Here is a 13,954-nt window from a genome sequence, read left to right as displayed (position 1 = left end):
TCGCAAAATGGGTGTTCTCCCCCTGCCCTCGTTTGCACGCAGCCGGGATCGCTCTTCAGAACATTGTATTGGCGTTGGCGGACTTCTCCGGCACCGACTGAATGATGTCCCAGTGTTCAACAATTTTCCCGTTGCTCACACGGAAGATATCCATCACCGCCTGGCCGCGATCTTTACTGTCATTGGTCGAGTGAACCTGCAACCAGACTAAATCGCCGTCGGCGGCGCTGCGCACAATCCGCGCGGCAGAGTGCGGGTTCTCCTTGAAGAAACCGGTGAAGTAATTCACAAACGGCGCTTTGCCGTCCGGCACATCGGGGTTGTGCTGGCGGTAATGCTCATCAACGACCTTCGCGGCCTCTTTCACCTCGTGGCGGTTGAAGAATTTATCATAAAAATCAACCACCAGCTGTCGGTTAGCCTCTTCTATCGCCACATTGCGCGCGTTTGCCGCAGGGGCCGCCACAACGCTGCCAGACGCGATCAGCACTGTCGTTAACAGCGCACCGCTAATAAGCTTTTTCATTGTGCTCTCCTTTAGTACATTACCTTTGGTCACAAAAATAGACCGTTGAAAACGCGGATGGTACATTGCCCGCAAAACCTCAACAAGAGGTCAAAATTCAGGTACTTAGTCACACGAAGCTGACTATTGGCGGCAAAAGAGAGATAACGAATGAGCGACAACGACCAGAATGATATCGCCGAGTTTGGGCAGCCCTGCCCGATCCGGGATGTGCTTAATCAAATCGGCGATCAGTGGAGCCTGCTGATTTTGGAAGCGCTGGCAGAACGCACGCTGCGCTTTAATGAACTGAACCGGGAAATTGGCGATATCTCCCGCCAGATGCTCTCCCGCACGCTAAAACGTCTTGAAACAGACGGTTACGTCAGCCGCACCGTTTATGCGGAAGTGCCGCCGCGCGTGGAGTACACCCTAACGCCGCTGGGGAGATCGTTTCTGGAACCGATGCAGAAACTTATTCAGTGGGCGGATGAAAACCATGCTGATATCTGCCGCTCCCGCCGACGCCAGCATGAACAGCAGCAGGAACAGGCGCGCGGCTAAGACGGTTACGGGCTGAAACAGATGACGGCGCAAGCGGTTGTTGCGTAAGGTAAACGTCCATTTCAGGAACCAACAGGGGCTATTTATGAGCAGATTTGAAGGCAAACGCGTGCTGATCACCGGTGGCACCAGCGGAATGGGGCTGGCGGGTGCACAACGCATCGTCAGCGAGGGTGGCGAGGTCGCCATCACCGGGCTGAACGAAACGCGCCTGGCTGAGGCCCGCAAGCTGCTGCCCACCTCATCGCTGATCCTGAAAAGCGATGCTGCCAGCGAAGCAGATATCGAGTCGCTGGCAACGGCGATTAGTCAGTGGGGATCCCTCGACGGCCTGTGGCTGAACGCCGGTTATGCCGAAGTCGGCGCGCCGGAATCGGTCACCGCCGAGAGCTTTAACCGCATGATGAACGCCAACGTGCGCGGCCCGATGCTCCAGCTGGCAGCGCTTTCTGGTGCATTACATTCCGGCGCGTCAGTGCTGGTCACCGCCTCCTCTTCCGTCTATGAAGGTGCGGCGATGACCAGCCTTTATGCCGCCACCAAAGGCGCAATCGTTGCGATGGTCAAGAGCTGGGCCAGCGCGCTGGCACCGCGCGATATCCGCGCCAACACGCTGGTGCCGGGGCCGATTGAGACCAACTTCAGGCACTTTATGCCCGAAGAGTCGCGCCAGCAGTTTGAGGATTTTGTGGTAAGCCAGGTGCCGCTCAGACGCGCCGGTACCGCACAGGAAGCCGCCGCCGTCGCGCTCTTTTTGCTCTCGGATGATGCGTCATACGTTACCGGCAGCCAGTACGCAGTGGATGGCGGGCTGGTGCATTACTGATTCGATAAGTGCCTTAACGTGCTGAAAAATTGGATCCGCTGTTAAGGCGGATTTTTTCCTCAAGCAGATTCGTTTCATTAGTTATGCTGTATAACGCAGGTGCGTTGTATACCATCGAATTAATTTTTTCAGAAAACCATTCAAGAGATTTATATTCTGAGTGTGATTAAGAAAAATATTAGATATTACAAACGGATAAAATTTTTTGGGCTGAAGCAACATGATTCTTAATTTCGGAATTAGTCTCGCAAAAACGATCTTAAGTGATATCGCAGCCGCAATTACTGGTTTATATTTTTTCGCCGAAAGGACATTAACAAGTAACAAAGTTGGGACAGATGTTTTAGAGGATGCCTTAATGCCCGCCTCTCACAATAATTAATAAAATCAATCAGTTATTTCTAAAAGTAAGTGTATATTTTGAGCATGTGAACTTATTCTCTATAATGCCGCGAGAGAACAGAGAGGGACATTATGGCTACCGCAAACATCAACACCGCAATGCTAACCTGGGCGCGTGAGCGTTCCGGTTGTTCCGTGTCTGATTTTGCACACAAGTTAATGATTGATGAAGAGCGCCTGCTCAAATGGGAATCTGGCGAACAAACTCTGACATTCAATCAGGCCATGCAGTTTGCTGATAAAGCCCATGTCCCGTTTGGGTATCTCTTTTTATTACACCCACCTGTTGAGACGCTACTTATCCCTGATTTAAGGACTGTCGACGGTAAACTTGTCAATCGACCAAGCGCAGAACTGTTAGATATCGTCAAGCTTATGCTTCAGCGTCAGGAGTGGTACCGCGAGTATCTAAAACAGCAGTTTATAGAGCCTAATCCCTATGTTGGCCGATTCTCCCTGCAAGATGATGTAAAGACCATTGTTGAGAGCATCAGGAAAGTTCTCAACCTGGCCTCCCATCCACAGCGGGGTAACAGTGATGATTATTATCGGGATTTGGTTAATCGAATCGAATCCGTTGGCATCTTAGTGATGCGCCAGGCAAATTTGGGTCATTTCACCCGCCCTCTTCGCGTAGAGGAGTTCCGCGGATTTGCTATTACCGATGAATACGCGCCAATTATTTTTGTTAATCACGCTGATGCTCCTGGCGCCCGTCTGTTTACCCTTATTCATGAGTTATGCCATATCTGGATAGGCCAATCAGGTATTTCTGATGGCGATACCCATGCATCTCGTAGAGAGGAAGTGTTGTGCAATGCCGTTGCCGCTGAATTATTAGTGCCTGCTGAAGAGTTCCAGCTTCTCTGGCAGCAGGATAATGAGAACTGGCAAGATAATCTTCCTCCGTTAGAAAACCATTTCAGAGTCAGTAGCTGGGTGCTTGCCCGCCGTGCACTAACATTGGGTTTTATTCAACATGATGATTACTCGCACTTTATCGCAAAACTTAAAGCTGCATGGCTGGAACGTGAGAAAAGCGAGAAAGGGGGGCCTACCTATTACAAAACAAAAAAAGCGCAGATCAGCCAACCCTTCTCGCGCGCTGTCGTAGGCCAGGCTCTGAGCGGTCAGCTTTTGCTTCGGGAAGCAAGTATGCTTCTTGATGGTATAAAGCCAGCAAAAATCCCCGGTTTCGCTAAGGAGTTGGGTTTATGAGATATCTGTTAGATGCCAATACTTATATTCAGGCTAAAAATCAGTATTACGGCATGGATATCTGCCCAGCCTACTGGGAGTGGCTCGATCTCCAGTTTCAACAAAATATGTTGGCAAGCGTAGAAATGATCGGCCGCGAGTTAAAAGAGGGGAATGATGAACTGGCGGAATGGGCAAAAGCTCGCCCTGAGCACTTTATCAAACATGATGATAATGACACTCAACTGATCTTCACGCAGATTGCCGAGATAGTGATTAGCGGTGATTACAACCCTGCGAATCGGGACAACTTTCTGGCCAAGGCCGATCCGTGGATCATTGCTAAGGCCAAAGTTATCGGCGCCATTATTGTTACGCATGAATCCTTCGTTTCGCCCAATACAAAGAAAGTTAAAGTACCGAATATTTGCCAGCAATTTGGCGTGCCGTGTATTAACACCTTTCAATTTCTGCGGGAGCTTAAAGCACGCTTTGTGTTGGAGTCCTGAAAAGAAGTGATGCTCTGTAAAGCATGGATTTGTCTTTTCCCCCTTTTCAGCCGATAGTCTCTTTTTCCCTGTTACCGAAACGGACATTCGTATGCTCAAGAGCGTTAACCGCCCTGCGCTGTACGGCGCGGCGCTGATCCTGTTACTGATCCTTATTTATACCGGTCTCTTTACCCATGACCGCGCCACCTGGCTGATGGAAGTGATCCCGGTGATGATCGTGGTGCCGCTGCTGCTCGCTACCTGGCGGCGCTACCCGCTGACTGCCCTGCTTTACACGCTGATTTTCTTCCACGCCATCATCCTGATGGTTGGCGGGATGTACACCTATGCCAAAGTGCCGCTCGGCTTTGATGTGCAGCACTTGTTCAACCTTAGCCGCAACCCATACGACAAACTTGGTCACTTCTTTCAGGGGCTGGTCCCGGCGCTGGCGGCGCGGGAGATTTTACTGCGTGGGCAGTACGTGCGCGGTGGCAAGATGCTCGACTTTATCGTCTGCTGTATTGCGTTAGCCATCAGCGCCACCTATGAATTAATTGAGTGGTGGGCCGCGCTGGCGATGGGTCAGGGTGCGGATGACTTCCTCGGTACGCAGGGCGATCCGTGGGATACCCAGTCGGATATGCTCTGCGCCCTGCTCGGCGCGCTGACCACCGTGCTGCTGCTCGGGCGCTGGCACAAACGGCAGCTCAATCTCTGATCCCAGACTGGAGCCCGCACCTGTCGACACCTATACTGCGGGCTATCCCTTCTTAATCGCTGAACGCCTATGACGACGCAACTTCTCACCCGCGACTGGCGCCTGCCGGCGGCGCTTACGCTGCTGGCGGCAGGGCTGGTCGCCGCTTTCGCCCTGCACACGCACTGGGGCGCATTTTTGCAGTGGTGCCTGGCGGCGCAAATCACCCTGCACCGCTACCTGGTGATGTATCTGCTGCAACTCAATAATCATCAGTACAGCGGCGGGCTATGGCTGCTGACCGGGGCGTTCTTCTACGGCGTACTGCACGCCATCGGGCCGGGACACGGCAAATTTATTGTCGCCACCTATCTCAGCACCAATAAGGAGAGCGAGACCGCTGCGCGCATGGTTCCGCTGCTCGGCAGCCTAATGCAGGGCGTCAGCGCGATCCTTTTTGTCTTTATCCTCGCGGTCGGGTTTAACCTCGCCTCGGGCGATCTCAGCGAAAGCCGCTGGTATGTCGAGAAGGTCAGCGCCGTGCTGATTGGCGGCTTCGGGGCCTATGTCATCTGGCGCGCGGTGAAGAGCCTGCGACCGCGCGCGCTGCGCATCCGCTCCCTGACGCATGTTCACGACGCGCAGTGCGGCTGCGGGCATCACGGCGTTGGCGTGTCGACGCAGGGCGACTGGAAAACCCGGCTGGGGGTGATTCTGGCGATTGGCGCGCGGCCCTGTAGCGGAGCCATTATGATTTTGCTCTTCTCGAATGCGCTCGGCATTGTTACGTGGGGAATGGCGGCGGTGATGACCATGGCTTTCGGCACAGCGCTCTCGATCATGGGGCTGTCGCTGGCGGTGCGTTATGCGCGTAACCGCACGGCAGCCTTGTTTGGCAGTGAGTCAGGTCGCTTACGCTGGCTGGTTCCGGGGCTAAAAATCGCGGGTGGCGTGGCGCTGATGCTCTTTGCGCTGGTGCTGTTTTTAACGGTGATCCCGGTGAGTGCTAACGGGGATTATATTGCGGCAGGGTGTTAAAAAAACCCGGAGGGCTAAGCCGTCCGGGTTTTATTTAGTTACTCGTCAATCTTCGGATGCTGCTGCACCAGGCGGGAGCGTTTCTCCTGCAGCTGGGCAATCTCTTCATCCAGATCTTCGATTTTCTGTTCGATGTTGTCGTGATGTTCTTGCAGAATTTCACGCGCTTCCTGCATATCCGACGCTGCCGGGGTTGCCCCTTTCAGCGGCAGGTTCGCCGTCTCTTTCATCGTCAGGCCGGTAATCAGGCCAACCACCGCGATCACCATCAGGTAGTACGCTGGCATCATCAGATTATTTGAGGTCTCCACCAGCCAGGCGGTCAGCGTTGGCGTCAGACCGGCAACCAGAATGGAGATGTTAAAGGCGCTGGCGAGCGCGCTATAACGGATATGCGTCGGGAACATCGCTGGCAATGTGGAAGCCATTACGCCGGTGAAGCAGTTAAGGATCACCGCCAGCAGCAGCAGGCCAGCGAAAATCATCCCCATCACGCCGCTATTGATCATGCTGAAGGCCGGAATGGCCAGCGCCAGCAGCGCGATACTACCAATCAGCACAAACGGACGGCGGCCGAAGCGGTCACTCAACAGACCCATCACCGGCTGCACAAACAGCATACCGATCATAATGGCGATGATAATCAACACCCCATGATCTTCCGAGTAGTGCAGGTTATGCGACAGGTAGCTCGGCATATAGGTCAGCAGCATGTAGTAGGTGACGTTGGTGGAGATCACCAGACCAATACAGGTCAGCAGGCTGCGCCAGTGTTTGCTGGCAATCTCTTTAAAGGAGACGCGCGGCCCTTCCTGCAGCCCTTCGCGGTCGCCCTGCTCGAGCTTATCGACATGCTGCTGGAACGCCGGAGTCTCTTCCAGCGCATGACGCAGGTAGAGGCCAATCAGGCCCAGCGGCAGTGCCAGGAAGAACGGAATACGCCAGCCCCAGTCGAGGAAGTTCTGCTCGCCAACAATCGTCGACAGCAACACCACCACGCCCGCGCCGAGGACAAACCCGGCGATGGAGCCGAAGTCCAGCCAGCTGCCCATAAAGCCGCGTTTACGGTCCGGGGAGTATTCGGCCACGAAGATCGACGCGCCGGTATACTCGCCGCCGACCGAGAAGCCCTGCGCCATCTTACATAACAGCAGCAGAATCGGTGCCCAGATACCGATCGACTCATACGAAGGTATAAGCCCGATAGCAAAGGTACTGACGGACATGATCACTATCGTGATCGCGAGGATTTTTTGCCGTCCATATTTATCCCCCAGCATGCCGAAGAAGAGGCCGCCAAGTGGACGAATCAGGAATGGAACGGAGAAGGTCCCGAGCGCGGCTATCATCTGCACGCTGGGATCTGCATCGGGGAAGAACACTTTGCCAAGTGCGTAGGCCACAAAGCCATAAACACCGAAATCGAACCACTCCATCGCGTTACCTAACGACGCGGCGGTGATGGCTTTACGCAGTTTCGCGTCGTCAATAATCGTGACGTCGCGTAGCGTTATCGGTTTGATTTTTTTCCTTTTTAACATCTCTGTTTTCCTCTTAAGACTCTCGCCCTGTATCGCCCGTTTACCCATCCGTGGCAGGCGTTTTTTATCGGCCTTACGGCCATTCTTTCAAGCGTAGCAGGTTTACTTACACTAACTGTTCAAAGCCTGTACAACCGAACCTGTTGACGCCTGTTGGGCAGTGATTGAGCGAATTACCCTATCAGGGTTTATAAATGTGATCAAATTCACATAGTTGTAACCGGTAATCATCAACCACCGTTCTTACCTCACTTTTTGCCTCATTTCAAAAAAGCGCGATCGGCTTTCGACCCACCTTTTTACAAGCCATTTACATCGAAAATAAATAAAGAAACATCGATAAATGTTTACGCGAATTATGTGATCGGTGTAACTAAAACACCGTTTCATTCTTATTGAATAGATATTCCAATCGCCTCATGATAGCCCCACTAATAGCAGCGTTAAGGGCTAACTCATCGGTATTGATGAGTCTGTTCAGGCCGCTCTGCCGCCGCCCATCGTCAATGCGCTGGCTTCTGAATGCTTTAAATCTCTGAAACATCGAATGATTCATTTTTTAGCTTTCTCGTTCATCTGAATGACGAGTCGTGAGGATCGTGTATGAAAATTAAGGCCACCATTGAACGTATTCCTGGCGGGATGATGTTAGTTCCGCTCCTGTTAGGCGCCATTCTTAATACCCTGGCGCCCGATACCGGCGCCTATTTTGGCTCCTTCACGAAAGGCATGATTAGCGGAACGGTGCCGATCCTGGCGGTATGGTTTTTCTGTATTGGCGCCTCGATTGATCTTCGCGCAACCGGCACGGTGCTGCGCAAATCGGGCACGCTGGTGCTGACCAAAATTGCCGTCGCCTGGCTGGTGGCGATGATTGCCGCTTCCTTTATTCCCGATACCGGCATTCAGACCGGCTTTTTCGCCGGGCTGTCGGTGCTGGCAATTGTCTCAGCGATGGATATGACCAACGGCGGGCTCTATGCCAGCCTGATGAATCAGTACGGCAGTAAAGAGGAGTCGGGCGCATTTGTGTTGATGTCGCTGGAGTCCGGCCCGCTGATGACCATGGTGATCCTCGGCTCCGCTGGCCTCGCCTCGTTTGAACCGCACCACTTTGTCGGCGCGGTGCTGCCGTTCCTGATCGGCTTTGCCCTCGGCAACCTCGACCACGATCTGCGCGCCTTCTTCAGCAAAGCGACACCGGTGCTGATCCCCTTCTTCGGCTTCGCGCTGGGTAACACCATCAACCTGAAAGTGATTATGGAGACCGGCCTGCTGGGGATTTTCCTCGGCGTGGCGGTGATTATCATCACCGGTATTCCGCTGATTATGGCGGACCGACTGATTGGCGGCGGGAATGGTACCGCGGGCGTGGCGGCCTCTTCCGCAGCGGGTGCGGCGGTGGCTAACCCGGTGATCATCGCCCAGATTAACCCGGCCTTTGAACCGGTTGCCGCATCAGCAACCGCGCTGGTCGCCGCGAGCGTAATTGTCACCGCCATTCTGGTGCCGATTATTACCGCGCTCTATGCTCGACGCTTCGGCAAGGTGCCGACGCCGGAAGAGATGGCGACGCGAACCGAGTCGACGAGCCACTAAAGGTCGTCGAAAACCTCATCAACCATCGCCGTCGCCAGACGGGCTGCCGAGCAGAGCCTCGGCATCCCCAACGCGACGGGCTGCCAGCTCTGCGTCACCGACCAGCAAATCGGGTGGCGCTCAGCATCACACCAGTCCCCGAGCCAGCCCAGCAGATCTTTATACTCCATCACCCCTGGCGTGGATGGCGCGGCCAGCCATTGATGATAGAAGTGGCGCGTCCCCTGCGACGCATCAATGCCCTGCGCCAGAAACTCTGCCGCCATCACCCGCAGGTTATCTTTCAGCATCGTCGCCACATCCTCATTCGCCAGCCGGCAGGCATCGCCAAACGCCCCCCAGCGCAGCTCCTCCAGCGCGACGTAGCAGCGTCCGGCCATCGACCAGCCGTTGTAGCTTCCCGCGCGCCAGTGGGTAAAAACTTGTTCACTGTGATGACCGGCCTGCACCGCCAGCCCGCGCTGCGTCAGCGCTTTCTCCTTAAATGCCGCGCGCTGGCTAAAGTGCTCCAGCAACACGTCGTACTGCTGCTGCGCGCCGGGCGTGACGCTGCCGGGACGCCGCTCGGCGTGCTGCATCGCCTTCAGCCGCTGCGTAATGCGCGTCAGCGCCAGATAACCGGGATCGAGCATGCTCGCCAGCTTCTCTGCCAGCCCGAGCCGCAGAGCGTCGTTCTCCTCAAGCTTGCCGGAGATCGCCCACGGGCGCAGCTGCGTCTGGGTCATGATCTCCTGCGCCAGCCGCTCACGAAAAAGCTGCTGCTGTGGCGCGATCGTCGTCTGACGCGACGCATCGATGCCCTGTACCAGATCGACAATAAATTTCGGATGGATAGATTCCAGCACCCGGCCAGGGCCGTCGAGCAGTCGATTTTTCATGGTTGCTCCGCCGCGAAGAGCGTCTGGATATCGTCACGTAACAGCCGCGCATCCTCATGGATCCAGTGCGCCGTCCTGATACAGTGCAGCAAATGGCGACGCAGCGCGCTCACCGAGGATTCGTTCTGCTGGCGGATCGCCATGCTCTCGCGCAGGCTCTCCTGCAGCCCGGAAAGACTCTGGGAGAACTCAGCAAAAAAGGTCGCCATGCCTGCGGTGACGGAAACATCAACCTGCGCGCTTAACGCTTTGCGGATCTGCTCGCAGAAGTGCGCCACATGGGCGGTCAGCTTCTTATGCAACGTGCCGAGGTCGATCACATACCGGGTACGCGTCGCCACATAGTCGTCCCAGCCCCAGTTGGGGTTATTGAGCCAGCGCGAGACCGTTTCGCGCACGCCGCCAATGCGGCTGGCCTGTGCGGCGCTGCTCTCTTCCGGCGCGATGACATTGTTAAACAGCGTGCGGGCATTGAAGTTGAGCGTGCTCGGCTGAAACGCGGGAAAAGAGATGCGGGCACGAAAACCAGCATGGCTCAGCTCCGCTTTGATGCGCGTTTCGATTGGGCGCATGGCATCGTTCAGCGAGCGCGTCAGCGTGTTCTCCAGCTCATCAAAACGCAGCGCCAGTTCACGGCTGATGCGCTCCTGCGCCGCCAGCAGGATCGTCTCGCAGGCGGAGCGCATTTTACTCAGGGCGATCTGCGCCTGGCCTTCATCTTCCAGCACCAGCTGGCCGGGGCTTAAGCGCTCATCAAGGCGTAAATCCGCCTGGCTCTCGCTGGCCATCGCCATCAGTTGCCCATCATGGAACCAGGCGTCGATCGCTTCGACAATTTCAAACTGCTGGCCGTTGATAAAGATCTCTGCCGCCGCGAGTGCCTCTTCCACTTCATGATCGACCTCATCACGCACCCGCGCCTGGCTGGTGCGCAGCAGGGTCATGTCCTCTTCCAGCCGGGTGATATTCTGCTCCAGCTGCTCATAGGCGACGGTCAACCCCTGATAGCGGAAATCGAGATACTCCCGCGCGCTCTGGGTGTAGTTGAGGAGTTTATGCGAGGCGGATCGCAGCGCATAGAGGGAAGCGTTGGCATGGGCCGCGTGCAGCAAGTTGCGGATCGGCAGCTCAAACAGCGAATCCTGCCACAGCAGATCGGCGGCGTGACGAATATGTTCAGTATCATCCAGATCCGCCATGCGCCAGCGCCGACCAAGCGCCGCTTCGGCAAAGTCCTGCACCCAGGGCTGATCGTTTGGATCGGGCAAGCGCCCCTTTTTCTGCAACTCGTGACGGGCGCGGTTCGCCAGATAGCCCCACATTGAGGAGACCGGGTAGATCTGCGTCGGTGTGATATTGCCTTTCATTAAGGTGCCAGAGATAAGCGCGCGAACCTGGTGCTCATCGTCGCTGTTGCGATCTTTTTGATCGAACTTATTCACCAGCGCGTAGAGCGGAACCGAGCGGCCAACGGCCGAGAGCGCCTGGCGCACCTCTTCATCAGAGATCGATTTCAGCTGGGTATAATCCATCACCGCCAGCACCGCCGAGGCGCGCGCCAGCTGCTCGCTGAGCATCTTCTGTAAATGGGGCTGCCCGGCTTCGTTCGGCCCCGGCGTGTCGAGCAGGGTCAGTTGACCAAGGTTGCTCTCCAGCCCCGCCAGGTGAACAAACTCCACTTCGATAACCGGAATATGTTCAATCGCCGCGTAGGCCGAGAAGGGAAAATCGACGCCCAGCGCTTTCGACAGGCGTACAAGATCGTTGAGGCTTTTCAGGCAGTGGAAGATCGGCTGCGCGCCAAGATAGTGCTTATCAAAGGCATCGCCCTGCGCAATGCGCGCCAGCAGCGAATCCATATCGCGATCGATCTCAATCTTCTGCGCCAGCTTGTCGCGATCGTAATTGAACAGCCGCGTCTGCAACTGCTGCGCAAGCGCATCAATCGGGCCGACGTGAGAGAAGTGGAGCACGGGCTCTTTCTGGCCGGGCGTATGGCGGATCAGCGTCGGCAAGGCCGTCATCGGGCGGTTGCGGTTCGGCAACACTTCCGTCCCGACAATCGCGTTGATGGTGGTCGACTTGCCCGCTTTCATGGTACCGACAATCGCCAGCACCATCTCCAGCCGGGTGATTTTGCGCAGTTCGTTCTGTAAGGTCGCCTCTTGCGCCTCAACGCCGCGGGCGCTGAAGTGCAGGGGTAACACATTTTTATTTTGCGCCGCGCCGCTGATATTTGTCTCATCAAGCTCCGCCGCCGGCATTTTTTTTAGAGCCAGCAGGTTGTGCAAAGAGAGTTGTAACAGCCGTTCTGCTTCCTGACTTAATTCAAATATTGTTTGTGTGTGCATGTCAAAAGTCTTTCCTTAACGCAAATTTTCTTTGTTTTATTTAGCCGTTGAGTTTTATTAGTGAAGTTTCGGCTTTTATAATTACGTGTAGAAAATATCTTCGAAAAGATAAACACCTGATGGCATTCGGGAAAATAAAAACTTTCCCGTAAAAAGGGACAGCAATAGTACTCTGGTCTTTAAAAACCAAAGGGTTAGAGCTTAGCGCATTTTTATGAATAGCCAGGATATATCATCATAGATTTACCCACCCGATCTGAGAGGTAATTATTCGCCGGGAATGGCGCATTTAACAGGTGTGACAGCCTGGTTACAAATAACACCGGTTGCTAACTGTCACCATATCTGAATTAGTAAATGCTGGCAATTTCAACCGGCAAATATTCTAATTATCACACATAAGTACATTCTCAATGATGTGATGAGATAAGCATCGCTTAAGCGAATGACAGGTGGTGTCGCGGGGGTTGTTTTTTTATCTCCGGGATTAAAGAAATAATAACAACGGCAATTGTACGGTTTTGCTGTATAATCGCGCGCTTTCAGGCACTGCGCCTTTTGTGCCGGTAAACATCCGGCTCTCTCTGCTCTTGTTTGAGGTAACCCCTATGCAACTTCCCCACTGCCCAAAATGTAATTCCGAATACACCTATGAAGATAATGGCATGTTCGTTTGCCCGGAATGCGCCCACGAGTGGAACGATGCCGAACCCGCGTCGGTGAGCGATGAATTAATCGTCAAAGACGCAAATGGTAATCTGTTAGCCGACGGCGATAGCGTGACCGTAATTAAAGACTTGAAAGTAAAAGGCAGTTCTTCAATGTTGAAGATCGGCACCAAAGTGAAGAATATTCGCCTGGTGGAAGGCGACCATAATATCGATTGTAAAATCGATGGCTTCGGGCCAATGAAACTGAAATCAGAATTCGTTAAAAAGAATTGATGATTCGCTGGCGGTGTTTACCGCCGGGCGCACCACCGAAACAGGGAGCCGATCGCGGCTCCTTTTTCTTTTTTCATCCTGGCGCAATCAATACATAACCCAATTGCAACATTCCCCCGGCACTCTGGAGGCACATTAACTGAGTCTGCGGGGGAATGATGACTATCCACTTATCCAGACATCCGACCAGCTTCCCAACACGTTACCAGGAGATCGCCGCCAAACTGGAGCAGGAGCTGCGTACCCACTATCACTGTGGTGACTGGCTGCCCGCCGAACAGCAGCTGGCCGCGCGCTTTCAGGTCAACCGCCACACTCTGCGCCGCGCCATCGATCAACTGGTCGAAAAGGGCTGGGTGCAGCGCCGCCAGGGCGTTGGCGTGTTGGTGTTGATGCGCCCATTCGACTACCCGCTCAATGCGCAGGCGCGTTTTAGCCAGAACCTGCTCGATCAGGGGAGCCATCCCACCAGCGAACGTCTGCTGGCGGTATTGCGCCCGGCCTCCGGCCATGTCGTCGATGCGCTCGGCATTACCGAAGGCGATAACGTCATTCATCTGCGCACCCGCCGCCGGGTGAACGGTGTCGCGCTTTGTCTTATCGATCACTACTTTGCCGACCGCCAGCTCTGGCCGCTACTGCAAGAGTTTGACAGCGGGTCGCTGCATGACTTTCTGCGCGATCGCGCCGGTCTTGAGCTGAAGCGCACGCAAACGCGCATCAGCGCACGCCGTGCGCAGGTGAAAGAGAGCCGCTGGCTGGAGATCCCCACTATGGCGCCGCTGCTCTGTGTGCGCACCCTTAACCACCGTGACGGTGAGATCAACGCAACGGAGTACTCCGTCAGCCTGAATCGCGCCGACATGATCGAATTTACTATGGAGCACTGAATGCAGGTTGATACCCCTACGCGCCACA

At 54.8% G+C, this 13,954-nt stretch carries 13 protein-coding genes; 9 read left to right on the top strand and 4 right to left on the bottom strand.

Annotation, left to right across the window (positions count from 1 at the left end):
* Positions 1-55: 55 nt before the first annotated feature.
* Positions 56-526, bottom strand: a complete 471-nt coding sequence (locus SOM48_RS07400) for a nuclear transport factor 2 family protein (RefSeq protein WP_320511712.1) — start codon at positions 524-526, stop codon at positions 56-58.
* A 150-nt stretch (positions 527-676) separates the two neighbouring features.
* Between SOM48_RS07400 and SOM48_RS07395 the strand changes: the two genes are divergently transcribed.
* From SOM48_RS07395 to SOM48_RS07370, 6 genes are all read left to right on the top strand, one after another.
* The gene (locus tag SOM48_RS07395; RefSeq protein WP_054803060.1) at positions 677-1,069 is read left to right on the top strand and encodes a winged helix-turn-helix transcriptional regulator; all 393 of its coding nucleotides are present in this window, start codon (positions 677-679) and stop codon (positions 1,067-1,069) included.
* 85 nt (positions 1,070-1,154) lie between these two features.
* The gene (locus SOM48_RS07390) at positions 1,155-1,895 is read left to right on the top strand and encodes an SDR family oxidoreductase (protein WP_320511711.1); all 741 of its coding nucleotides are present in this window, start codon (positions 1,155-1,157) and stop codon (positions 1,893-1,895) included.
* A gap of 474 nt (positions 1,896-2,369) precedes the next feature.
* Positions 2,370-3,515 carry an ImmA/IrrE family metallo-endopeptidase gene (locus SOM48_RS07385; protein ID WP_320511710.1) on the top strand — a complete coding sequence of 382 codons (1,146 nt, stop codon included), beginning with the start codon at positions 2,370-2,372 and terminating at the stop codon, positions 3,513-3,515.
* On the top strand, positions 3,512-4,003 hold the full coding sequence (locus SOM48_RS07380; RefSeq protein ID WP_270221136.1) for a DUF4411 family protein: 492 nt from the start codon (positions 3,512-3,514) through the stop codon (positions 4,001-4,003). The genes SOM48_RS07385 and SOM48_RS07380 overlap by 4 nt, the downstream gene beginning before the upstream one ends.
* Positions 4,004-4,094: 91 nt before the next feature.
* Positions 4,095-4,706, top strand: coding sequence for a DUF2238 domain-containing protein (locus tag SOM48_RS07375; RefSeq protein ID WP_320511709.1), 612 nt, complete (start codon positions 4,095-4,097; stop codon positions 4,704-4,706).
* 69 nt (positions 4,707-4,775) lie between these two features.
* Complete coding sequence (locus SOM48_RS07370) at positions 4,776-5,723, top strand: nickel/cobalt transporter (protein WP_320511708.1); 948 nt, start codon at positions 4,776-4,778, stop codon at positions 5,721-5,723.
* A 38-nt stretch (positions 5,724-5,761) separates the two neighbouring features.
* On the opposite strand, the gene proP is transcribed toward SOM48_RS07370, so the two are convergent.
* On the bottom strand, positions 5,762-7,264 hold the full coding sequence (proP, locus tag SOM48_RS07365; RefSeq protein WP_076769024.1) for a glycine betaine/L-proline transporter ProP: 1,503 nt from the start codon (positions 7,262-7,264) through the stop codon (positions 5,762-5,764).
* A gap of 603 nt (positions 7,265-7,867) precedes the next feature.
* Between proP and kdgT the strand changes: the two genes are divergently transcribed.
* Positions 7,868-8,863, top strand: coding sequence for a 2-keto-3-deoxygluconate transporter (gene kdgT, locus SOM48_RS07360; RefSeq protein WP_279793811.1), 996 nt, complete (start codon positions 7,868-7,870; stop codon positions 8,861-8,863).
* On the opposite strand, the gene SOM48_RS07355 is transcribed toward kdgT, so the two are convergent.
* Together SOM48_RS07355 and crfC are read right to left on the bottom strand one after the other, a co-directional pair.
* Entirely contained in the window at positions 8,860-9,741 is an 882-nt protein-coding gene (locus SOM48_RS07355) for a diguanylate cyclase regulator RdcB family protein (protein WP_139566807.1), read from the bottom strand. The two genes, kdgT and SOM48_RS07355, sit on opposite strands and share 4 nt — an antisense overlap.
* Positions 9,738-12,092, bottom strand: coding sequence for a clamp-binding protein CrfC (crfC, locus tag SOM48_RS07350; protein WP_320511707.1), 2,355 nt, complete (start codon positions 12,090-12,092; stop codon positions 9,738-9,740). The genes SOM48_RS07355 and crfC overlap by 4 nt, the downstream gene beginning before the upstream one ends.
* Before the next feature lie 608 nt (positions 12,093-12,700).
* On the opposite strand from crfC, the gene SOM48_RS07345 reads away from it, so the two are divergent.
* Both SOM48_RS07345 and phnF read left to right on the top strand, forming a co-directional pair.
* Entirely contained in the window at positions 12,701-13,036 is a 336-nt protein-coding gene (locus SOM48_RS07345) for a zinc ribbon domain-containing protein YjdM (RefSeq protein ID WP_023478448.1), read from the top strand.
* A gap of 164 nt (positions 13,037-13,200) precedes the next feature.
* Positions 13,201-13,926: a phosphonate metabolism transcriptional regulator PhnF gene (gene phnF / locus SOM48_RS07340; RefSeq protein WP_320511845.1), complete on the top strand. Its 726-nt coding sequence runs from the start codon at positions 13,201-13,203 to the stop codon at positions 13,924-13,926.
* Positions 13,927-13,954: the final 28 nt, after the last annotated feature.

It is taken from the genome of Kosakonia sp. CFBP8986 (assembly GCF_034044935.1).
GTDB lineage: Bacteria > Pseudomonadota > Gammaproteobacteria > Enterobacterales > Enterobacteriaceae > Kosakonia > Kosakonia cowanii.
The sequence above is the reverse complement of the archived record's forward strand: the minus strand, read 5'-3'. Positions and strand labels throughout refer to the sequence as shown.